The organism is Mesorhizobium sp. M0239 (genome assembly GCF_040321815.1).
Lineage (GTDB): Bacteria > Pseudomonadota > Alphaproteobacteria > Rhizobiales > Rhizobiaceae > Mesorhizobium.
Window position 1 is genome coordinate 1 of sequence record NZ_JAMYSG010000043.1, and the last position, 21,790, is coordinate 21,790.

At 62.0% G+C, this 21,790-nt stretch carries 21 protein-coding genes, 1 tRNA gene and 1 pseudogene; 11 read left to right on the forward strand and 12 right to left on the reverse strand.

All coding sequences use genetic code 11. The features are described 5' to 3' along the window. Positions 1-174: 174 nt before the first annotated feature. Both NKI99_RS30530 and NKI99_RS30535 read right to left on the reverse strand, forming a co-directional pair. A complete protein-coding gene (locus NKI99_RS30530) occupies positions 175-693 on the reverse strand; it encodes a disulfide bond formation protein B (protein ID WP_352613258.1) in 519 nt (172 codons plus the stop codon). Positions 694-727: 34 nt separating this feature from the next. After that, on the reverse strand, positions 728-1,315 hold the full coding sequence (locus NKI99_RS30535; RefSeq protein ID WP_023811139.1) for a YqaA family protein: 588 nt from the start codon (positions 1,313-1,315) through the stop codon (positions 728-730). A gap of 276 nt (positions 1,316-1,591) precedes the next feature. On the opposite strand from NKI99_RS30535, the gene NKI99_RS30540 reads away from it, so the two are divergent. Then, positions 1,592-1,676, forward strand: a tRNA-Leu gene (locus tag NKI99_RS30540). Positions 1,677-1,718: 42 nt separating this feature from the next. Here the strand turns inward: NKI99_RS30540 and NKI99_RS30545 are convergent. From NKI99_RS30545 to NKI99_RS30565, 5 genes are all read right to left on the reverse strand, one after another. Then, the gene (locus NKI99_RS30545; RefSeq protein ID WP_352613260.1) at positions 1,719-2,843 is read right to left on the reverse strand and encodes a coiled-coil domain-containing protein; all 1,125 of its coding nucleotides are present in this window, start codon (positions 2,841-2,843) and stop codon (positions 1,719-1,721) included. Positions 2,844-3,221: 378 nt separating this feature from the next. Further along, on the reverse strand, positions 3,222-4,502 hold the full coding sequence (locus NKI99_RS30550) for a GNAT family N-acetyltransferase (protein WP_128304568.1): 1,281 nt from the start codon (positions 4,500-4,502) through the stop codon (positions 3,222-3,224). After that, positions 4,502-5,902: a lipopolysaccharide biosynthesis protein gene (locus NKI99_RS30555; protein ID WP_128304567.1), complete on the reverse strand. Its 1,401-nt coding sequence runs from the start codon at positions 5,900-5,902 to the stop codon at positions 4,502-4,504. Before NKI99_RS30555 ends, NKI99_RS30550 begins: the two co-directional genes overlap by 1 nt. A gap of 1,641 nt (positions 5,903-7,543) precedes the next feature. Beyond that, on the reverse strand, positions 7,544-7,738 hold the full coding sequence (locus NKI99_RS30560) for a hypothetical protein (protein WP_128304566.1): 195 nt from the start codon (positions 7,736-7,738) through the stop codon (positions 7,544-7,546). Positions 7,739-7,953: 215 nt separating this feature from the next. After that, the gene (locus NKI99_RS30565) at positions 7,954-8,139 is read right to left on the reverse strand and encodes a DUF6471 domain-containing protein (protein ID WP_352613262.1); all 186 of its coding nucleotides are present in this window, start codon (positions 8,137-8,139) and stop codon (positions 7,954-7,956) included. 26 nt (positions 8,140-8,165) lie between these two features. On the opposite strand from NKI99_RS30565, the pseudogene NKI99_RS30570 reads away from it, so the two are divergent. Continuing rightward, positions 8,166-8,321 (forward strand): annotated as a pseudogene (locus NKI99_RS30570) (IS1595 family transposase); the annotation flags it as partial. A gap of 10 nt (positions 8,322-8,331) precedes the next feature. Here the strand turns inward: NKI99_RS30570 and NKI99_RS30575 are convergent. Beyond that, positions 8,332-9,321 (reverse strand): hypothetical protein, encoded by a 990-nt coding sequence (locus NKI99_RS30575; RefSeq protein WP_128304564.1) that lies wholly within the window; start codon positions 9,319-9,321, stop codon positions 8,332-8,334. Positions 9,322-9,731: 410 nt separating this feature from the next. Between NKI99_RS30575 and NKI99_RS30580 the strand changes: the two genes are divergently transcribed. Beyond that, positions 9,732-9,941 carry a hypothetical protein gene (locus NKI99_RS30580; RefSeq protein ID WP_128304563.1) on the forward strand — a complete coding sequence of 70 codons (210 nt, stop codon included), beginning with the start codon at positions 9,732-9,734 and terminating at the stop codon, positions 9,939-9,941. Between the two features lie 309 nt (positions 9,942-10,250). Here NKI99_RS30580 and secA read toward each other — a convergent pair whose 3' ends face one another. Beyond that, on the reverse strand, positions 10,251-12,983 hold the full coding sequence (gene secA, locus NKI99_RS30585) for a preprotein translocase subunit SecA (RefSeq protein ID WP_128304562.1): 2,733 nt from the start codon (positions 12,981-12,983) through the stop codon (positions 10,251-10,253). 268 nt (positions 12,984-13,251) lie between these two features. Between secA and NKI99_RS30590 the strand changes: the two genes are divergently transcribed. Beyond that, a complete protein-coding gene (locus NKI99_RS30590) occupies positions 13,252-14,169 on the forward strand; it encodes a peptidylprolyl isomerase (protein ID WP_352613264.1) in 918 nt (305 codons plus the stop codon). A gap of 66 nt (positions 14,170-14,235) precedes the next feature. Here NKI99_RS30590 and NKI99_RS30595 read toward each other — a convergent pair whose 3' ends face one another. Continuing rightward, positions 14,236-14,835 carry a TetR/AcrR family transcriptional regulator gene (locus NKI99_RS30595; protein WP_352441706.1) on the reverse strand — a complete coding sequence of 200 codons (600 nt, stop codon included), beginning with the start codon at positions 14,833-14,835 and terminating at the stop codon, positions 14,236-14,238. Positions 14,836-15,138: 303 nt separating this feature from the next. Then, positions 15,139-16,368, reverse strand: coding sequence for a caspase family protein (locus NKI99_RS30600; protein ID WP_023811148.1), 1,230 nt, complete (start codon positions 16,366-16,368; stop codon positions 15,139-15,141). Positions 16,369-16,537: 169 nt separating this feature from the next. Between NKI99_RS30600 and argJ the strand changes: the two genes are divergently transcribed. The 5 genes from argJ (at position 16,538) to NKI99_RS30625 (ending at position 19,714) form a co-directional block, all read left to right on the forward strand. After that, a complete protein-coding gene (gene argJ, locus NKI99_RS30605) occupies positions 16,538-17,779 on the forward strand; it encodes a bifunctional glutamate N-acetyltransferase/amino-acid acetyltransferase ArgJ (RefSeq protein WP_352613265.1) in 1,242 nt (413 codons plus the stop codon). Positions 17,780-17,808: 29 nt separating this feature from the next. Continuing rightward, entirely contained in the window at positions 17,809-18,561 is a 753-nt protein-coding gene (locus tag NKI99_RS30610) for a GNAT family N-acetyltransferase (protein ID WP_352613267.1), read from the forward strand. Further along, a complete protein-coding gene (locus tag NKI99_RS30615) occupies positions 18,554-18,976 on the forward strand; it encodes a (deoxy)nucleoside triphosphate pyrophosphohydrolase (RefSeq protein ID WP_352613269.1) in 423 nt (140 codons plus the stop codon). Before NKI99_RS30610 ends, NKI99_RS30615 begins: the two co-directional genes overlap by 8 nt. A 128-nt stretch (positions 18,977-19,104) precedes the next feature. Further along, complete coding sequence (locus NKI99_RS30620; protein WP_352613271.1) at positions 19,105-19,419, forward strand: hypothetical protein; 315 nt, start codon at positions 19,105-19,107, stop codon at positions 19,417-19,419. Positions 19,420-19,528: 109 nt separating this feature from the next. Beyond that, a complete protein-coding gene (locus NKI99_RS30625) occupies positions 19,529-19,714 on the forward strand; it encodes a Flp family type IVb pilin (protein WP_128304558.1) in 186 nt (61 codons plus the stop codon). A 28-nt stretch (positions 19,715-19,742) separates the two neighbouring features. On the opposite strand, the gene NKI99_RS30630 is transcribed toward NKI99_RS30625, so the two are convergent. Next, positions 19,743-20,618 (reverse strand): class I SAM-dependent methyltransferase, encoded by an 876-nt coding sequence (locus NKI99_RS30630; RefSeq protein WP_352613273.1) that lies wholly within the window; start codon positions 20,616-20,618, stop codon positions 19,743-19,745. Between the two features lie 65 nt (positions 20,619-20,683). Between NKI99_RS30630 and NKI99_RS30635 the strand changes: the two genes are divergently transcribed. Then, complete coding sequence (locus NKI99_RS30635) at positions 20,684-21,484, forward strand: ComF family protein (RefSeq protein ID WP_023811155.1); 801 nt, start codon at positions 20,684-20,686, stop codon at positions 21,482-21,484. 27 nt (positions 21,485-21,511) lie between these two features. After that, entirely contained in the window at positions 21,512-21,781 is a 270-nt protein-coding gene (grxC, locus tag NKI99_RS30640; protein ID WP_023811156.1) for a glutaredoxin 3, read from the forward strand. The last annotated feature ends 9 nt before the right edge of the window (positions 21,782-21,790 follow it).

A 21,790-nucleotide genomic window follows, 5' to 3' on the forward strand; every position in this document is an offset into this window, starting at 1 on the left:
CCGCCCGGACCTTGGCTCAATCGCTCTAATCCCACGAAATCTCTCTCGTGTAGATACAAGGTGGCTCGGCGAAGCCGAGACGGAGTGGGGGTCGATCTTGCTCGGACGTCGAAAGTCGCGCCATCCGGCTCAGTCTGGCGAATTTTTGCTCGAACTCTGCGTCGCGCTGCTCAATCAGTCGCGCGTGAAAGCGCCGCGGAAGGCTACGGCGGCGAGGATCAGGCTGGCGATGGCGTTCCAGCCGGCCAGCGACAGGCCGAGGATGCGTAAGGCGGCCTTGTCACAGGACGGCGGCACGAATTTGTCGAGCGCGTCGAGCACGCCCTTGCCGCCGGTGTCGACCGGCCCGGCGCCTGCGGTACAATCGGTCGGGCCGGCCCACCACTGCCATTCGACGCCGGAGTGGTAGACGCCGAGATAGAGGCCGTAGAGCATCAGGATGCCGCCGACGGCCAGCAGGCCGCGCGTTAGCCATGCCGGTGCGTGCAGCATCGACGCAATCACCGCCAGCACCATCAGCGGCACGCCGATATAGTAGGGCGTGCGCTGTTCGAGGCAGAGGTGGCAGGGGATGTAGCCGCCGAGATACTGGAAGCCGAGCGCCGAGCCGACGGTGGCGGCCATGGCGACGGCGAGGAACAAGGCGGTTAGCGTGCGCTGGCGTCCGGTGTCGGCATTCATGGTCGCTGTCATTTCAATCGGTCCGTCCGGCTCGCAATGGTTCTGTTCAGAACGCGTATTTGACCAGGATATAGAGCAAAATCAGGGCAGCCGCGCCGGCGCCGGCGATGAGGCCGAGGCGCTTCTCGATGAATTCGCGGATCGGTTCGCCATAATGGCGCAGCAGCCAGGCGAGCAGCAGGAAACGGCCACCGCGGGCCACGATCGCCAGCACCACGAACAACAGCAAATTGACGCCGATGACGCCGGACAGGATCGTCACCACCTTGATCGGCGGCAGGTGGGCAGCGCCCGATGTGATCAGCATCAGGACGATGAAGCCGACGCCTGCCCCCGCGCGCAGCGCTTCGAACTCGTCGTACTTGCCGTAGAATTCGAGGATCGGCCGCGCCACCGCGTCATAGGCGTAGTGGCCGATGAACCAGCCGGCGATGCCGCCCAGCACCGAGGCGACGGTGGCGATCAGCGCATAGCGGTAGGCGCGATCCGGCCGCGACAGCGCCATCGGCAGATAGAGCACGTCGGCCGGCACCAGGAACACCGAGCTCTCGACGAAAGCGATGAAGGCCAGCCACCATTCGGCGGATTTGCGGGCCGCCAGCGACAAGGTCCAGTCGTAAAGTCCGCGAAGCATCGGCACTCCTAATGCGTGTCGTTCAATTGCGCAGGCAGGTTGGGGTGTAACGGCATGCACAGAACAAAGACCCAGAGCACGCCATCCGTCCCCGCAGACGTGCCGCGCTTTGATGCGCCGCCTGTCTAGAAAGATTTTCCGCGCTGCACAATGGCAGCCCCGTCACGAAATCGAAAGGCGCAGTTTGGTCGCATCTTGAGAGCGCCGGAGAATTGGCCAGTTGACGAACAGCCCTCCAACCGTATAGTCCCGCGCCATCCAGGCCGCCCGGCCTGAGCCCCTATGGCGGAATTGGTAGACGCGCTCGACTCAAAATCGAGTTCCGCAAGGAGTGCTGGTTCGATTCCGGCTAGGGGCACCACCCTTCACTCTTCGAGCTTTGGGTGGCAAATCCCCAACGCGATCAAGACGCCTTGCGCGTCGCGGTGGGATCGCCGTCATTGGCCGCGCCAAGCTCGCCAGCCGCCAGCAATTCGTCGAATGTCCGTTCGAGATCGGCATTGTCATCCGCTGCCGGTCCGTTGGGCGGATCCTGGCGTGTCAGCGTTTCCAGCCTGTGGTGAAGCTGGCGGTTCTCATCGCGGCAACGGGCATGCCCGAGCTCGTCGGTCATGTCGCGCAAGCGGAGATCGGCGAGTTGAACCTTCACCGCGCCATAGTCTCGGCGCGCCGCGTCGCGCTCCTGGCGCAACGTCGCAATCTCGGTTTCCGAGGTTTGGCGCCGATGCTCGGCCACGTCCTCGGCGGGCTGTCCCACGCTCGGCGTTGCGCGGACCACGCTTTGATCGGCGGCGCTGCGCTGGAGCGAGCGCAACCTCTTTTCAAGTTCGACGGCCCGTACCTGCGCGGTGGCGGCGCAATCGCCGAGAACGCCGCGCTGATGCTCGACCGTGGACAGCCGCACCTGCAGGTCCTGCTGCACCAGCATCTGCGCAGACAGTTTGCCGGTCAGTCTTTCGTTTTGGAGCTGGTAATCCGCGACCTTGGAACGAAGCAGCATGGCGGCCTGTTGCAAGCTGGCGAGCCGCGATGCAACGTCCTCACGCGCCTGCTCGGCGGCTTGCCTGGCGATGATCTCGTCGCGAAGTTGCCCCGACACGCGCGCCAGGTTCCGGCCCAGACGCTCAACCTCGACATTCGCTTCGAGGAACCGCGTTGCCCGCTGGCCGGCATGCCTGTCCGCTTGCGCAATGGTCTGCCGTGCCTTGTTGAGTTGGACCTCCAGGTCGGCGATTGTCTTACTCGCGATCGATAGCTCGCGCGATTTTCGCCCAAGCTCTTTCGAGGTGCGATCCTGCAAGCGCTGCAGCTTCGCCACCTCTTCCTGCAATTCCCATTTGTCGGTATCGGGAGCGTCGGCATCGTGATCAACCAACGACCACGCCAAGTCGTCATCGGCACGTGGATCCAGCCTATCGTTGGACAAGAGCGAGGAGCCGCGCATGGCGCGGGCCTGGCTCGAGCCCGTCCGGGCCGAAGTCGAGCCGAGGGAGGCGGCCAGCGTGTCTGACTGGGCCAACCCGGTCACGGGCTCCTCTTCGAAGAGAGGCAAAGCTTGATGCGTTGCGGCTCGAATGCTTCGAATCAGTTCTTCGAAGTCTTCGTCGGCCCTTCGGACAACGGCGCTGTCCTCCGCACTGATGTGCCGGGCGCCGTTGGCCTCATGATTCAGCGACATTTCTCTCTCATCGCTACCGAATCACTAGATTATCGTGAATTAAGAACAAGAATGCGAGTAGGTCTTATGGGCTTTCACTGGAAATTTCTGCGAGAAATCTCGTTTTTTTATAAGCAGAGATCAATATTCGCGTTTGCCTGCTGGCAACCGAAGTAAATTCCCGGTCACCCACCTGTCAAATATTGCAGCGAAGATGTGCCATTCTCCAGAACCGCACCCTGCCTTTTCTTACCGCCGCCCCAGCAAGCTCTTCATCCGGTTGCGCAGCAGGCGGGCCATGTTGCGGGTTTCGCGGTAGAGGTGCAGTTGCGAGGCGGCCTGGCGGGTGAGGCGGTCGGCGTCCGGCGCCAGGCCGATCACCAGGGTGCCCATCGGCTTGCGCTCGGCCCATAGCCGGCTCATCACCGGATGGTCGGGCACCGCGCAGGAATCGGTCATCATGATGTTGGGATCGTCGAGATGCTGCCTGGTCACCTCGATCATCAGTAGCGTGCCGGGCGAATAGCTGGCCAGCGTCTCGTCATAGGCCGTCTTCCAGGTGTAGGCGATGCCGGCTTCGACGAAGACGATCAGGCAGGCGATGGTGCGGCCGTCGAGCGTCAGCGAGTGGATGCGGCACATGTCCTGTTCGGCCAGCCGGTGCACGGCTTCGCGGGCGAAGGCGGCGCGGAAGCGGTCGATCGCCATGGCGGTGCGTTCGCGGCCTTTCCAGCCGGCCGCTTCCAGCGACAGGAAGCCTTCGATAGCATGGCGGATGTCTTCGGGGCCGCGCGCCACGACATGCTCAAGCTTGCCAAGGTCGCCAAGGCGCCGCTTCAGGCGGCGGAACTCGCGATAATGGTGCGAGCGCAGCGAGGCCTTCAGATAATCGTCTCCATCGAGCTCGCTCTCCAGCGCCGGGCGCTGGCTCTGGCCGGTGGTGACCAGCGTCAGGCCGCGAGCCTCGGCCACGGTGGCAAGCAGGCTCGCCACCGGGCCATCGAGCCGGATGTCGGGCAGGACGAACACTTTCGGCAGCTTGAGATGCGGGCGCGACAGCATCGCAAAAAAGTCCTCGACGACGCCGACCGGGTCGTCGCGGTCGACCAGCGGCGTGCCGAGCGGACCGAACGGGCTCGACCATGTGCGCATGACCGGAACGCCGAGCGGCACCACCGGCCGCTCAACAGAGAACGGCACCAGAAGGCGCAGCCGGTTGCGGTATTCGTCGCCGTCACGGATGACCGCCAGCCGCACCTCGCGATCCTCCAGCCGCGGCATGGCCGGGGCCAGGAAGCGCGGATTGAAGAAAACATTGGGCTCGACCGTGCGGGCGCAGAGATAGTCCAGTTCCTCGACCAGGTCGAAGCCGGCCGATGCCGGGTAGATGGCGAGCTTGCGCTCGGGCCGGTTGTTGGCGAGGATCTCGATATGGGCGGGGTCGGCATCGCGGGTCAGCCCGGCGAGCCCCGACACCATGGCGCCGGCGGTGCCGCCGCTGGTTTCCTCAAGCAACGGGATGGCAGCCATCACGCGGCTCCTTTGGCAGGCACGAAGATAAGCATGGCGATGCCGAGCTTGCGCCACACCGTGAAGGAGAGCGCGCCGGCTTCGAAGATCATGGCAAAGGCGGTGGCCATTGCCGCGCCCCACAGGCCGAACATCGGGATCAGCACCACATTGAGGGCGATGTTGAAGGCCAGCGTCATGGCATAGACGGCGGCGCAGATGTTCTGGTTGCCGCTCATCGTCAGCAGGCTTTCGCAGGGGCCGACGGCGGCCCGCGCCACGACGCCGAAGACGAGCAGGAACAGCAGCGGATAGCCTGATGTGAATTCAGGGCCGAACAGCACCAGCATCGGCTCGCCGAGCGCCAGCACCAGCAGCGCCATCAAGAGCGATGGCCAGAACGTCCACGACACCGTCTCGCGGGCAAAGGCGGCAAGCCTTTGCGGGTCGCCATGGGTGAACTGGGCGTAGCGCTGGGCAACGCCGGCCTTGACGGCGAAGTAGACGAAATGCACCAGCGCCAGCGTCTTCACGGTGGCGAAATAAACGGCGACGTCGTTGGGATCCATATAGGCGCCGACCATCAGCACGTCGGCATTGGTCAGCAGGAAGAAGAAGCTCTCGACCAGGAAGATCGGCAGCGAGACGATGAACCATTGCGCGAAATGCACCTTCATCGGCCCGGCCGGGATCTGCCTTTCCATGCGCTGGGTGACACCGACGAGTTGTCCCAGCGTGGTGGCGTAGGTGGCGGCGATCGAGGCGAAGATGGCGGTCCTGGCATCGGGTGCGTAGCCCACGAACAGCATCAGCGCCATGAACAGCAGGATCAGCACGGGCCGCACCAGATAGGTCGGCGACAGGGCAAACAGTGCCCAGCTGTTGGCGCGTGCCAGGCCCGACAAAAGGTCGGACATGGCGATCATCGGCAGGCAGATGACGCCGAGGATGAACGGGATCACATAGTAGTTCTCGATCCAGGGTGCCGCCAGCCAGACGCCGAGCGCGCCGAGCCCGGCAATCAGCGTGGAGGCGATCAGCACGAACAGGCGGCTGGCCAGCACGATGCCGCGCAGTTCGTCCATCAGGCCGCGCTCGCGATATTCGGGAATGTAGCGGATGACGGAGGTGTGGAAGCCCAGGCAGGCGAGGTTTCCGACGATGACCATCGTCACCCAGACGAGGACGAAGATGCCATATTCGAACGAGCCCATCCACCGTGCCATCAGCACCTGGCTGACGAAGGCGATGACGGCGCTGACGATGCGGACCGAGAAGGCGATGACCGACATGCGGCTCGCCTCGCCGCGCTCGTCGGCGGTGAACAGCACGGCATCGATGCGGCCAAGCAACGGCCCCATGCGCAGCGCCCAACGCTGCGGCAAGAACCGCCCGGCAGTCGTGGCCGCGGAAAAGCGCACCCCGATTTCTCTCCGTTTTCCGCTTCTTTTCAGGGTTGGGTGTAGCGGAGACACATTAAGAAACGGTTGGGTGAGGGCGGGGTGCGGCGGGCGAAAAGTCAGCGATTTGGCTTTTTCGAGTGACGAACGTCCGGTGCCATAGCGGAGGGCCGGTAGGGGCGGTGCGTGGCACGCGCATAAGTCATGCCGATGGCGTCGCCATAACGAGGGTGGTGCCGTCATCCATTCGAACACCATCGAAAGCTATCTCTCGGCGTTCAAGCGTGGCATGCGCGGCAAGGTGTCGTCGGCAACGCCTGACTTATGAAACGACTAGTGCAAGGTGAGGCACCCTATGGTGTCTGGCGACCGTCTAAATATCGCTCCAAAGCCAAAGCCAAAAAGGGCTGGAGAGCTTAGTCAGAAAGAGCAATCCGAGCGGTTTAAACAAGCCGCCCGGGAAGCTGAGGCCGACGAAACGGATCAGGCTTAGCGGTATTATGGAGCAAACTCGCCAAATTTATTGATGTTTGCCGTCAATAATCGTGCAAATTGCGACTTGTTTGACAAACTTGGGGCGCGGGAGTACCCCATACATGCCAGTCCTGCAGTATGAAGCGTAGGAAACGCACCTCAAGTTTCTAGTTAGCCGAAAATGGGCGATCCGGATCGTTCCTAGGCGCGCTTGAGGAGTCGAGGTTCGAGTCCTCTGAATGGGTGTGTGGATTGTCGCCCGGTATGGGAAAACATAGGAAACGCTGGAAAAAGCCGTAGGCATTGGAAAAATCAGGAAAATAGAACGGCCTTCCAAGCGCTTGGAAGGCCGTTCGCGTTTAGCCACCTACTTTGGTGCCGCTACCTTGCGTTTATGAGATCCGAAAATTCGGCTAATCAAACTCGGCGTAGGGTCAGCATAATAGAAGCTTTCGAAGTGAACGTTTTCGATCTCAGAGCCTGATACAAACATTTGGCCTCGGCTTTGCTCCTGCCTCGATACCCGTCGAGCCTCTCCAAACGTCGTCGTGGGTACAGGATCGTCAAAAACCATATAGAACTTCTCTGGGTCGGAGAGAATTATATGGTCGATGTTATTTCCTTCCCGGAGGCAAATTTCCTCAGGATATCCGCAATACATCAACCTCTGTTTGTCGTGGCCGACTTTGGTAAGGACAAAACACGTTAGGAACGGCGCGCCTTTTTGTGAGAGCATCGGATAGATAGGTCCATACATCATCCGGCCAATTAAGCCGATTTGGCGGGAAAGTCGCTGGACGGTGCGAGCCAACACGTATGCGAGTAGGCACACCAAGGAAAACATGGCAACAGTCCTCATCGGATAATTTATGAGGAAGTTCGCTATTGTAAATCGCCTATTTTCTTGTAGGTGGTCATCAAAGATATAAACAATGTCATTTAGCTCGGCAATGCCGAACCTTATTCCATTGCCTATTTCATTTGCGATATACGTGTTTATCTGCAGAATTGATATCGTAAGCGTAAATATCATCGTCGAATACAATATGACCGCTATCGACGAATACAACGTTCCAGATGCCAAAAAGGGCCGCCTCACGGGCGACCCTTCATATAAAGAAAACCTAAAAATGAGACCAGGAACGAGAAACAGGAAAAGCGCTAGGGTAGATACGCTTAGCGACATGCCTAGTTGGCTTCGACGGCTTGTTCCCTGATGATAGCACGAATGCGCCGCTTCACGTCCTCAACGTCCAGGTTTTTATCCTTCTCATGGTTCGCTTTCGCTGCCTCAGACATAGCGCGATAAACGACCGAAAACGATGCGTTAGATTCCCGACGCAATTCGTCGAGAACCTTATCCCGATATGCGAATGCGTTCATCGAATTGCTCCCTACGAATCCGCGCTAATCCCAACGGATGCATGCAGCCATTGTTCCGAATCAAACGTTTCCAGTTTGTTAATCGCAGATTTTTCAATCCTTACGTACATTCGAATCGTACGTCAATTGCAACGATCAGCGCAATGGTTGCGGATGCAATCGCTGCAAGGGACTTATGCATTACGATTAATACGTTCAAGAATGTGCGCGAAAATTCACACTTCCAAGCTAACATGGCGAACGCCGATCACGTCTATGCAGATCATAAAAAATGCAGCGGTGAAGCTACCACGGCTTATCTTGTTGGCCAGATTGCGCTCGCTTTTGTGGGCGTCCTTCTCGGTCAGTTTTTCGGCAAGCGCCGCATAGGTTATGCCCCGGCGCTTCAGCTCGCCCTTCAATTCTTCTCGCGTATCAGTCGCGCCGCATCGCTGGCAACTATTTCGGCTCCTATGCCGCCGAGATGGTATGGCGCGAAGACAACCGCCGCGAGGCAAACGGCACTCAGTACGCGATGGTTGTCAGCGCGGTAGGTGTCGCGCCGAAGTCGGATCAATGGTGCGGGTACTGGCAGCGCCGCGCAAGGCAAGCCTTTAGGCGCCGGCCTTCTTCTGCTCTTTCTTTAGGAAGACATCCAGATACTGACCAAGAACGGCAAGCCCGTCAGCGGACATGTTTTCCGGGAAGATCAGTGTCACGTCCCCTTCCTCTACGGGGAATACCGCCTTTCGCGATCCCTTTTTCGCTTCAATCACTACAGTTTCGCCTGGGCGGTGGACCACGTAGTCCACGAGATGTTGCGGCATGGCCGGAGGCGTCTGTGCGGGAGAAGGTTCCATAACTTTGATCTCTTTTACTGGAATCCCCGACATCCCCCGATCGGTGAAGATCCATTGATTGTCAGCCGAAAACCCTAAGACGGTCGCGCCGTTCGGGAACTGGTCCGAACCTTGACTGGTCCACTGGATCTTATCACCGACCTTAACATCAGGGGGAGACTTGTCCGCCCCGTCATTATGATTCCCGGCGCCATTTTTGTCCACATCTTTATCGGGACCGTACAGACCGATGTATTGGGCTGTCTCCTTAAATTCGGCCAAAAGCTCGTTGGCTGCGTCCCTGTTGAAATGAAGATCGAAGACCAAAAAATGGATTAGGGAGCCGTCCGATGCTAGCCCCGTGGGGTATTTTTCGAAGATCGCCTTATGTGCCGTTGGGTTAAGAGCAACCCGCCGTACCAAAACTTTTTTCTCCGTGTCGTCTTCGCGCTGGTCGAGCAGAATGCGTCGCGCGATTTCAGAGACTTTCACTTTGCGCGTGTCGCCTTCACCTTGGACTTCGATTAACCCATAATATCCGAGAGTTGCAAGAATCTGGCGCCCCCCACTGCTCTTGGAGCTATAGCCCCATGCGGTTGCCGCCGATTCGATTGGCGCTGCATACTCCCCCTCTCTTTCATAAAGGGCCTTGGTCTTCTCCACGGCCTTCTGGACGCTGATGGCGGGGTAAGAGGGGCTGCGCCCGACCCGACGCTTCTGCGCGCTCTTGGTCTCAGCGCTCATGGTCTCGCTCTGGTCCGACATTTTGGCCTCCGGCTCTGATTTCCAAGCCTTCATATAGGAAGAGGCTGGCAAAGTCAAAAATCCGAATATGTCCAGACGACGTATTGCATTATGACCACATTGCCCGCAGGATGCGCCGTGGAGATTCGTTCCCCACGGTGCATCAAGTAAAGGTATCGGCATGGAACCCATATAGCTTGACCGCTTCCTGATCTGACGAGGTCTGATCCACCTGGTCAGTTTCAGCAGCCGCCGCTGGGCGGTAGGAGCCGGGGCGCGAATGCTCCGGTTCCACAACTGGTCCGGGAATGGTCCCAGATCAGAAACATGCGACCGAATAAACGGCGCACTTACAACCCGGCGACAATGATTCATCCTTGAATCAGCGTCAACTGTTTATTCGGTCGCATCCTTTTCAGAAAGGAAAAGGGATGAACGACCGTAAGGTGACGCCGGATATGGTTCCGGTGATCAAGTTGGCCCGCTATCTAGGAATCCCGTATTCATGGATTTCGGGCTATTACCCCGGCCTCAACTTTGGCCGGATTGCCGACGTGATGGCGGGGCGCTTGTTCCCCGAAATCCCGCCGGCGGCAGAACTCCCGCTTGACTTCCCGCTGCCGGAAGCAGAAGCGGCTTAAGGCGATTAGATAGGGGCGACCTATAGGTCGCCCCTTTTCAGTTTCCACAGCTTGTAAGGGCCGAATGCGTCTTGGTCGTCGGTCCAGCCACAGTCGCTCACGCCACCAGCGAGAAGGCAGCTGTAACTAATGAATTAACCACCATAAGAACCCTAGCGAACCTAGATACGCGCTCTGTGCAAAGGGCATTTGCAGTTCTGAAACGATCCCAAAGATGTTCGAACGAGGGTTTTCGTTCTGCCTAGGTATCTTAGCCTCGCTGATAGCGTCTTTCATTTCTGATTGGTGGCGGTAGTCCGAGCTACGAGACTACGCGAACGCCCCGTGGCAGTGCTTGTACTTCTTCCCCGATCCACACGGGCAGGCTTCGTTGCGGCCGACCTTGCCCCAGGTGGCCTGGTTGTTGGGGTCGCGGTCTTCGGGAGCGACGACGGCGGTTGTCTCCGGGCGGACCAGGAGGGCGGTCTCGCCGCCTTCGAAGTCGTTTTCGCCGGTTGTGCCGTCAATATGGGTGCCGAACATGTCGGGGGCTTCCGGAGGCGGCGCTTCGGCGGCCTGGCGGACCAGTTCGACGCGCATCAGCTGCGCGGTGACGGCCTGGCGCAGATTGCCCAGCATGGCCTGGAACAGCTCGAACGCCTCGCCCTTGTATTCCTGCAGCGGATCGCGCTGGGCGTAGCCGCGGAAGCCGACGACCGAACGCAGATGGTCGAGATTGACGATGTGCTCGCGCCACAGATGGTCGAGCGTCTGCAACACAACCGAGCGCTCGACGTAATTCATCACCTCGGGGCCAAAACGCTCGGCGCGCTCCTTGGCGGCGGCTTCGGCGGCCTGCCCGATGCGCTCGCGGATGTCGTCCTCGGCGATGCCCTCTTCCTTGGCCCAGTCCTCGACCGGCAGGTCGAGGTTCAGGAACTCGGCGATCTCGGCCTTCAGCCCGGCAACGTTCCACTGCTCGGCATAGGCGTTTTCGGGAATGGCCTTGGCGACGATCTCGTCGATGACGCCTTCGCGCATCTCGGCGATCGTTTCGGAGAGGCCCTCGCCGTCCATCAGCTCGATGCGCTGCTCGAACACCACCTTGCGCTGGTCGTTGGAGACGTCGTCATATTTCAGAAGGTTCTTGCGGATGTCGAAGTTGCGCGCCTCGACCTTCTTCTGCGCTTTTTCCAGCGCCTTGTTGATCCACGGATGGATGATCGCCTCGTCTTCCTTGAGGCCGAGCTTCTGCAGCATGCCGTCCATGCGCTCGGAGCCGAAGATGCGCATCAGATCGTCCTGCAGCGACAGGAAGAATTTCGAGCGGCCGGGGTCGCCCTGACGACCGGAGCGGCCGCGCAACTGGTTGTCGATGCGGCGCGATTCGTGGCGTTCGGTGGCCAGCACGTAGAGGCCGCCGGCGGCTAGCGCCTTTTCCTTCAGCCGCTCGATGTCGGCAATGATTTCCTTTTCCCGCGCCTCGCGCTCGGGTCCGGCCGGCATGTCGCCGAGTTCTTCCTCGATGCGCATCTCGGCATTGCCGCCGAGCTTGATGTCGGTCCCGCGGCCGGCCATGTTGGTGGCGATGGTGATGGCGCCTGGCTTGCCGGCCTGGGCGACGATCGCCGCCTCGCGCTCGTGATGGCGGGCGTTCAGCACTTCGAAATCGGTAAAACCTTCCTTGCGCAGGCGCTCGGCCAGCTGCTCGGACTTTTCGATGGAAGTGGTGCCGACCAGCGTCGGCTGGCCCTTGGCGCTGGCTTCGCGGATCTCCCTGACGATCGCCTTGTATTTCTCCTCGACAGTCCGGTAGACCTCGTCGTCCTCGTCGATGCGCACGACGGGCAGATTGGTCGGGATCTCAGTGACTTCGAGACCGTAGATGTTGCCGAATTCCTCGGCCTCGGTCAGCGCCGTGCCGGTCATGCCGGAGAGCTTCTTGTAGAGGCGGAAATAGTTCTGGAAGGTGACGGAGGCCAGCGTCTGGTTCTCCGGCTGGATCGCCACATGCTCCTTGGCTTCGAGCGCCTGGTGCAGGCCTTCCGAATAGCGGCGGCCCGGCATCATGCGGCCGGTGAACTCGTCGATGATGACGATCTCGCCATTGCGGACGATGTAGTCCTTGTCCTTCTGGAACAGCCGGTGCGCCTTCAGCGCATTGTTGACGTGGTGGACTATGGCGACGTTCTCGACGTCGTAGAGCGACTCGCCCTTGAGCAGGCCGGCGTCGCGCAAAAGGTTCTCGAGCTTCTCGGTGCCTTCCTCGGTGAAGATCGAGGTCTTCTGCTTCTCGTCGACCTCATAATCCTGCGGCTGCAGCTGGATGATGAAGGTGTCGATGGTGTTGTACATTTCCGAACGGTCCTCGAGCGGACCGGAAATGATCAGCGGCGTGCGCGCCTCGTCGACCAGGATGGAATCGACTTCGTCGACGATCGCGTAATTGTGACCGCGCTGCACCATCTGGGCGCGCTCGTATTTCATGTTGTCGCGCAGATAGTCGAAGCCGAGCTCGTTGTTGGTGGCGTAGGTGACATCGGCGGCGTAGGCGGCGCTGCGCTCCTCGTCGGACAGGCCATGGACGATGACCCCGACCGAGAGGCCGAGGAACTTGTAGACGCGGCCCATCCATTCGGAGTCGCGGGTGGCCAGATAGTCGTTGACGGTGACGACGTGGACGCCCTTGCCGGCGAGCGCGTTGAGGTAGACCGGCAGCGTCGCGACCAGGGTCTTGCCCTCGCCGGTGCGCATCTCGGCAATGCCGCCATTGTGCAGCACCATGCCGCCGATCAGCTGGACATCGAAGGGGCGCATGCCGAGCACGCGGCGCGCGGCCTCGCGGGCGGTGGCGAAGGCCGGCACCAACAGGTCGTCGAGCGTGGCGCCGTTGGCGATGTCCTGGCGGAATTTTGCGGTGCGGCCGACCAACTCCTCGTCGGAAAGCGCCCGCATCTCGTTTTCCATGGCGTTGATCGCCTCGACACGAGGCCGGGTCGATTTGACCCGACGGTCATTGGAGGAACCGAAAACCTTACGGGCGAGACCGCCGAGACTGACCATCCAATGGTCCTTTCGATAGAATTCTCAATCTTGAGATGAGCGCCGGCCGGCCCCATCAATTCCACGTGAACACTGGCAAACACATTAGTGAACACTGGCAAACACAAAAAGCGCCCGGAAAACGGTTCTGGACGCAAAGTCGTTGGACAGATAAGAGGGGGCTCAACTGATGTCAACGCCGCGCCGGCCCTGCTGGCTGCGCCAAATTCCGCCACAATCTGGCCGATCTGGAAGCCACCCCTCTTTCAATCCCCACCGGAGTTACCCCATGTCCTTGTTGTTCCGCCGCGCGTCGCTCGCCAGCCTTGGCTTGGCAGTCGGCCTGTCGGCCCTTTCGCTCTCGCCGCTGATGGCGCAGCAAACCGCTCCCGCTCCGGCGGATGCAGCAGCGCCGGCCGCGGCACCGGTCGATCCGAACAAGGTTATCGCCACGGTCAACGGCCAGCCCCTGACCGAAGCAGATCTGGTGCTTGCCGAAGGGGAATTGTCGCAGCAGTTCGCGCAATTGCCGCCCGAGCAGCGCCGTGCCGCCGCCCTTTCGGCTGCCATCGAGATCCGCGTCATGGCCGCCGAGGCGGTCACCACAGGGCTCGACAAGGATCCCGACTTCCAGCGCCGCATGGCTTTCCTGCAGGAGCGCGCGCTGCATGGCGAGATGGTCGAGAAGGGCGTCGTCGACAAGGTCACCGACGCCGAGGTCCGCGCCCGTTACGACCAGGAAATCGCCAACACGCCGCCCACCAATGAGCTGCATGCCCGTCACATCCTCGTGAAGACCAAGGAAGAGGCCGAGGCCATCATCAAGCAGCTCGATGGCGGCGCCGACTTCCAGAAGCTCGCCAACGAGCACACCAGCGATCCCTCGGGCAAGACCAGCGGCGGCGATCTCGGCTGGTTCGGACCTGGCCAGATGGTGCCGGAGTTCGACAAGGCGGCCTCCGCGCTCGAGGTCGGCAAATACACCGAGCAGCCGGTGCAAACGCAGTTCGGCTGGCATGTCATCAAGCTCGAGGACAAGCGCACCAAGCAGCCGCCGGCCTTCGAGGACGTCAAGGACCAGGCCAAGCAGGCGGTCATCCGCGACAAGTATTTCGCACTGGTCAAGTCGCTGCGCGCCGGCGCCAAGATCGAGATCCACGACGCGAACCTGAAGAAGACGGTCGATACGCTGGAAAGCGCCAAGTAAGACTGATAGCTCCTTGAAAAAGGGCGCGGCAGCCAGGGGTTGCCGCGCCCTTTCTCATTGCCATCTTTACGGGGCGGGCGCCGCTATGCCTCGCATCACGTAGTTGACCGCCTTGCCGATGGTCGCTTCGTCCTCGTCGAGCCGGTTGGTCAACAGATGTCTCCAGGCGAAGGAGGCGATGAGGTCTGCGACAACAGCTGAATCGATTTCGGCCGGGATTTCGCCCCTTGCCTTGGCGCGTTCGATGATCTGGCCGGTATGGGACCGTCGGCCCAGCGAGTAGTCGGCAAGGGCTGCGGCAGCGGTCTCGTCGGACTGGGCCTCGGCGATCAGCGACCGGAACACGCTTCCCGACGATGTCTCGCGCCAGTGGGTGAACAGGTTTTTCAGGAAGCCGACGAGATCCTCCTCCAGCCGCCCGGTATCGGGAACATCGACGCGCTTCTGGCGCTGGTAGACTTCGAGCAGCAACGCCGCCTTGCTCGGCCACCAGCGATAGATGGTGGGTTTGCCGGCGCGGGCCCGCCGCGCCACCGCTTCGATGGAAAAACCGGCATAACCGGCTTCGACCAGCACGGCCTCGGCGGCTTCGAGAATGGCATCGGCGCTGTCGGGGTTGCGCCGCGCACCGATCGATCTGCGCGCCGGATCGGCGTCCTCGGCCATCTCTGTCTCCTCGCCAACACTATCGCCGGCAATATAGGCGACCCGACGCTCAAACGAAACGGCGCGTTTTCAAGCTTCAGGAACGGATGGTAGCGGCAGGGGTTAAGTTTATTCTCTGGAAGTCTACCGGCGTGTCGGTTGGCGAAGCTCCAAAGGCAAAAACCCGCCGGGCGGCGGGTCACTGGCGCAAATCAGCACCATGGGCAAAAATGTAGCATAGCTGCCCTCACCGAGTCAAGAAAAAATTCCTATCGCTATGAGACGCTGCCGGCTTAAATTGCCCGGCTGGCCGTGGGATCACGCCTACTGCATCGCCTGCGATGTCTCGGATTCGATACGCCAGCCGCCGCCGGCCTTGACCAGCCCAAGCGTGACGCGCGCCTTGCCGGTCAGGCGTGCCGCCGACGTGTCCTTTGGAAGATAGTCGTAGCGCATCGCAAAGACTGCCTCGGCGCGATCTTCGCCCTGCGGAGCGACTTCCAGGCTGCCGGCCTCCATGCTTAGCGACCAGGAGGCCCACTGCGCGAACCAGTCGGCCTTGACCTTGACGATGGCGTCGGCGTCGTAGCGGGTTCCGAAGATGATGGCGGATGGGCCGTAGAGCCGTTTGACGGTCTCGCTCATCGCCCTGGTGTCCGGCGTCAGATAGTCCTGGCGCAGGAATTTCTCGATCGATCCCTTGTCGTCGCCGACAGAGCGTTCAAGTGCGGCGACTTCCGTCGAAGGCGCCGGCGCCGCGGCCGGCCTTTGTGGCTCTGCGGGTTGTCCGTCCGAGACGAATTCGAAGCGTTCGAGCAGCGATCCCTGCTCCCAGGGGCGCTGGGTTTCGCGGGTTTGCGAAACCACGTCGCGGCGCACCGCGATCATCATGTCGTTGATGCTCTGGCCGGGCTCGGCGATGTGGCGCAGCAGGGCGGCGGCGAAGGGCGAGTTGCGTCCGCTGCCGTCCATGGCGACAGCGCCAGGTGCCGTCGAGAAGGCGATGAACGAGCCGCGCGTCGAATCGAATTGCGCCAGCCCGGCCAGCGCCTTCGCCGAGCGCGTGGTGGCGGTGCGGCTGAGACTGCGGGCAAATGGATTGTTGCGGCAGGCATCGAGAAACACCAGGCTGACCTTGGTCTGCTGTTCCATGATGTCGAGGACTTCGTCGATCGGCACGGCCTCGAGCTGCAGCTTGACCGGTACGTCCAGCCTGGCGTCGACCGGCACGATGTAGTTGCGCCCGTCGACCTGCAGGCCGTGGCCGGCATAATAGAAAAGCCCGACGCCGGCGCCCTGGAGCGCATCGGAAAACGCGCCGATGCTGCGTTCGAGTTCACGCTTGCCGAGATCATTGCCCTCGATGACCTCGAAGCCGATCGAGCGCAGCTTGTCGGCGATGTCGAGGGCGTCGTTCACAGGATTGGCCAGCGTGCCGGCTTCGGCGTAAGTGCCGTTGCCGATGACAAGCGCTACCCGCCGTTGCGGCTGCGCATCCGCGCTCAGCAGCAAAAGTCCCAGAAATGCCCATGCAAGGATCGCAAGCCTGCCCATGGGGCAGATCATAACGCCATCGGCCCCGGCGACGCCATCGGATTTGAAATGCAGGCCTAACCACGAGCGGGTTCGAGCTCCCGGGCAAGAGCGACGAAAACGCCTTGCGCCCGCGCGGTCTATCGGGCAAACCGGCCTTCCCCTGCGATTTTTCCCGCCCGAGGCCTCCATGTCCACGACGATTTCGCCGCTCGCGCCGAAGAAATACCCCAAAATGCCGGAAATCGAAGGGGTGCGCATCGCCACCGCCGAGGCAGGGATAAAGTACAAAAACCGCACCGATCTTTTGACCATGGTCTTCGATGAAGGCACCGCGATCGCCGGCGTGTTCACGAAATCGAAATGCCCTTCGGCGCCGGTCGACTTCTGCCGGCAGAATCTCGGCGCGGGCAAGGCCCGGGTGCTGGTCGTCAATTCCGGCAACGCCAACGCCTTCACCGGCAAGAGAGGCCGCGAGTCGACCGCGCTGACCGGCGAGGCGGCCGCGAAGGCGGCCGGCTGCACGGCAGCGGAGGTTTTCCTGGCCTCGACCGGCGTCATCGGCGAGCCGCTCGATACCAGCAAATTCAGCCATCTGCTCGCGGGACTGGTCAGCAACGGCAAGCCTGAGCTGTGGACCGAAGCGGCAAAGGCGATCATGACCACGGATACCTATCCGAAACTGGCGACCGCGACCGTCAAGCTCGGCGATACCGACGTCACCATCAACGGCATCTCCAAGGGCGCCGGCATGATCGCGCCCGACATGGCAACGATGCTCTCCTTCATCGCCACCGACGCGCCGATCGCCGCCCCTGTTCTGCAGGACCTGTTGTCGCGCGGCACGGCCAAGACCTTCAACGCGGTCACCGTCGACAGCGACACCTCGACCAGCGATACGCTGCTGATCTTCGCCACCGGCAAGGCTGCCAAGCGTGGCGCGCCAGAGATAACCGACCCCAAGGATGCCCGTCTCGGCGCGTTCCGCCGGGCACTCGGCAAGGTGTTGAAATCGCTGGCGCTGCAAGTGGTGCGCGACGGCGAGGGCGCCCGCAAGCAGGTCGAAGTCACCGTCACCGGCGCCAAATCGGCGCGCTCGGCCAAGCGCATCGCGCTGTCGATCGCCAATTCGCCGCTGGTCAAGACGGCGGTCGCCGGCGAGGATGCCAATTGGGGCCGCGTCGTCATGGCCGTCGGCAAGGCCGGCGAGCCCGCCGATCGCGACCGGCTGTCGATCTGGTTCGGCGACAACAGGCTGGCGCATGAAGGCGAGCGCGATCCTGGCTATTCCGAGCAGGCGACGTCGGCCTATATGAAGCGCGACGACATCCGTATCCGCGCCGATATCGGCATCGGCCGCGGCAAGGCGACGGTGTGGACTTGCGATCTCACCAAGGAATATGTCGCCATCAATGGCGATTATCGGAGCTGATGGTTTTGGGTTCCAGGCATCCGGCAAGCATGCTCGCGATCGTGCGCCGCTACGAGGCGGCCGGCTTTCGCGCCTGGCCGGCAGCCGCCATCCATTATGACGGCACCTGGGTGGTGCGGCTGACCGCCGGCCATCCGGCCAAGCGGCTGAACTCGGTCAATCCGCTCGATCCAGGCGATACCCAGCACATTGCCGACCGTATCGGCCGGGCCAGCCGCCGTTTCGATGCCTATGGAAGGCCGCTGACGTTCCGCATGTCGCCGCTGTCGGGCCCAGATCTCGCCAGCCATCTCGACCGCGAGGGCTGGAGCCGGTTCGACGAGTCGCTGGTCATGCGGCTGCCGCTGGCCGGCGCGCAGCTCGACGCCGCCATGGACCAGATTCCGCTCAAGGACATCAGCCGCTTCATCGGCGCGTCGCTCAAGGTCAGCGGTTCGGATGTTTCGCTGCGGCCCGGCCTGTCGGAGATCATCGGCGCCATCCAGCCCGAAGCCGGGCTGTTCGCGCTCGAAGATGGAGCCGAGGCGCTGGCGACGCTTATCTGCGTGCATGACGGCGATCTCGCCGGCCTGTTCGAGGTCGCCACCGACAAGTCGGCACGCAACAGGGGCCATGGCCGCAACCTGATCCTGTCGGCGCTCAAATGGGCGCGACTGCGGGGCGCGCGGGAAGCCTGGCTGCAGGTCGAGGCCAACAATGTGCCGGCGCTGGCGCTCTACCATTCGCTCGGCTTCGAGGAAGTCTATCGCTACCACTATCGCCGGCCCCCGGGTCATGAATGATGTCGTGACCGCCGGCAAACGCCTGCTCCTGGTCGCCGCCTGCGCGCTGGTCGATGCCGACGGCCGGGTGCTTCTGGCGCAGCGGCCTCAGGGCAAGCAACTTGCCGGGTTGTGGGAATTTCCCGGCGGCAAGGTCGAGCCCGGCGAGACGCCCGAACAATGCATCATTCGCGAACTGCATGAGGAAATCGGCATCGAAACCGACATCCCGTGCCTGGCGCCGCTTACTTTCGCCAGTCATTCCTACGACGATTTCCACCTGCTGATGCCGCTGTTCGTCTGCCGCCGCTTTCGCGGCATAGCCCAGCCCAGGGAAGTGCAGACGCTGAAATGGGTGCGGCCGAAGCAGATGCGCGACTATCCGATGCCGCCGGCCGATGCGCCGCTGATCCCGTTCCTCATCGATCTTCTCTGAGGCTCGCGTTCGGTCGGTTCCTGGCCGAGGCGTGTATCAGCCAGCGTTAATGGAAGATTTATCTCGTCGTGAAAAATTGAGGCATGGCCGTTCGCGGCCGAGCCGTCGATTTGCCGGGGAGCGATAGCATGAGCCTAGACAGGGATTGGGACTCGATCCGGCCCGAGCGCGGCTTTCGCGCCGCCGATGCGGGCATGGGCATATTGCGCATCACGCTGCTGTTCGGTTCGGCCGCGGTGGCGCTGGCGCTGATCGCAACCCCTTTCCTCGACAGCCAGACACGCTCGCTCTCGGCCCGTGATGGTTTAGGCGGGCTCGACATGGCGGCCACAGGCTCGATCGGCCATCGCGAAACCTACACGCTGCGCCGCAGCGTGCTGCAGCCGCAGCCGAGCTCGGTCTGCATCATCAGGTCCAATGGCAGGAGCAGCGGCGACTGCTGACATGGTTAAGAGATTTTGGAAAGGCGGCAGCTTCATCGCCTGTTAAGCCTTTGCCGTTAACCTTTCTTAACAGGTCGGCTGTAAGGTCCCGGACAGAGGGGTTAAGGCCATGAAAGCAGTGCTGCTGCGTTTTCTGAACGACGAGACCGGCGCCACGGCCGTCGAATATAGCCTGATCGTCGCCGTGCTGTCACTGGCTATCGTCGGCGGCATCGGCCGGGTCTTCGACTCGCTCACCTGGCTGTTCAGCGACAATAACAGCAAGCTTGCGAACGCTTTCGCACCCACTCCCTGATCCGGCTTTTCCGCGCCTGCGGGCAGGATCATTGCCCGCCGGGCGTCTCCAGAATTGTTTTCAGCGAGACCTTGGCCGACCCTGGCTTCAGCGGTTTTTGCTGCGATGCGTCGGGCGCCCAGCCGGACATCCAGACAATCGAGAAGCTTGCCCTCACGCGCCCGTCGGGGTCGGAAAACCGCTCGGCGTAGATTTCCGCCGCACGGGCAAACAGCTTGCGCGAGCCCGGCCGCCGGCTGCGATCGGTGAGCGCATTGGTCTCGCCCATGGCCCGCAAATCGGCCATAAGGTTAAACAGGCTGGCATAGCGCACGGTCACCGTCTCGACGTCGGCGACCGGCAGAGCGAGACCGGCGCGCTGCAGCAGCCCACCGGCATCGCGCACGTCGGTGAACGGGGCGACACGCGGGCTGGCGCCGCCGTAAAGCTCGGTCTCGGCCGAAAGCAGGCTTTCGCGCAACTCGAAAAGCGTACCGGCGCCGGCAAAGGCGCCGAGGAAAAGCCCATCCGGCCGCAACGCACGGCGGATCTGGATCAGCATGCCGGGGATGTCGTTCATGGCCTGCAGCGACAGAAGCGACACCGCCAGATCGAGGCTTTCCGCTTCGAACGGCACGGTTTCGAGCGGTGCGATCAAGCCGGCGCCGCCACCGCTCAGGAAGGCCGTGTCCGCCTCGACGCGGACAATGTCGGCGACCTTGCTGCTTTCGGCGAGCGTTTCGGCCGCCGCCGGCGTCTGGCAAAACAGCACAGCCGCCTTGCCGAACCTGCGCTCGACGGCGCCCAGCCGGTCGGCAAGGTCCTCGGCCGTGCGGCGCATGAGAAAGTCCGCACCGTCGACCGGATGGGCAAGCGCGCGCCGCTTGTGCGCCAGCCACAGAGAGGTATCCATTATCGGCTGCAACGGGCAGATCCTTTGTTTGTCCACGCTCCGAGATCGTTGATATAGTGGCGTGCAGGAGCAACCACTTGGCCGATCCGATGCCCAAGATCAAGTCCATCGGAATAACGAACCTGGCCCGGTCGGTTGTCGGCTGGCCGGCGCGGATGCTGTTTCCGCCGGTCTGCGCCGGTTGCCGCCGGCATGTCTCGCAGCCAGGCGTGCTGTGCGGCGCCTGCTGGCCGAAGCTCAGGCTGCTGGAGCGGCCATGGTGCCCGGTCATGGGCACGCCGTTCACCCACCATATGGGCGAAGGCTTTCTGTCGGCCGAGGCGATTGCCGATCCGCCGCCTTTCGAGCGGGCGCGGGCGGCGGTCGCCTATTCCGGCGTCGCCCGACAGATGGTGCAGGGGCTGAAATACCAGGATCGCACCGATCTGGCACCATGGATGGCGCGCTGGATGGTTCGCGCCGGTGCCGATCTCATCGCCGACGCGGATGTGGTGGTGCCGGTGCCGCTGCACTGGCGGCGCTTTTTCAGGCGGCGCTTCAACCAATCTGCGGAACTGGCGAGGGCCGTCTCGACGCTCAGTGAATTGCCCTTCGCCCCCTCGGCGGTGCGGCGCGTGAAACTCACCCGCCAGCAGGTCGGGCTGGAGCGCGGGGAACGCGAGGAAAATGTGCGGGCCGCCTTTCGGGTACCCGCCGAGGCGGAAATCGAGATCGCCGGCCGCAGGGTGCTTTTGATCGACGATGTCTACACCACCGGCGCCACGGTGCGCTCCGCCACCAAGGCGCTGAAAAGGGGAGGTGCGGCCGCCGTCGACGTGCTGACCTTTGCCCGTGTGTTGCCGGGGGACTTCCGGGCGGACGAGTCCGCGACTATATAAGTCGGCAACGAACAGCGGAAATTCGTCATGGTCGATGTCACGATCTACACCCGCATGATGTGCGGCTATTGCACGGCAGCCAAGCGGCTGCTCGAGCGCAAGGGCATAGCCTTTACCGAGCACGATGCCTCCTTCTCGCCGGAACTGCGCCAGGAGATGATCTCCCGGGCGCATGGCCGCTCGACCTTTCCGCAGATTTTTATCGGCGATACGCATGTCGGTGGCTGTGACGATCTCCACGAGCTGGAGGCCGAAGGCCGGCTCGACAAACTGCTCGCTGACGGCGCGACGAATTAAGGGAATGAC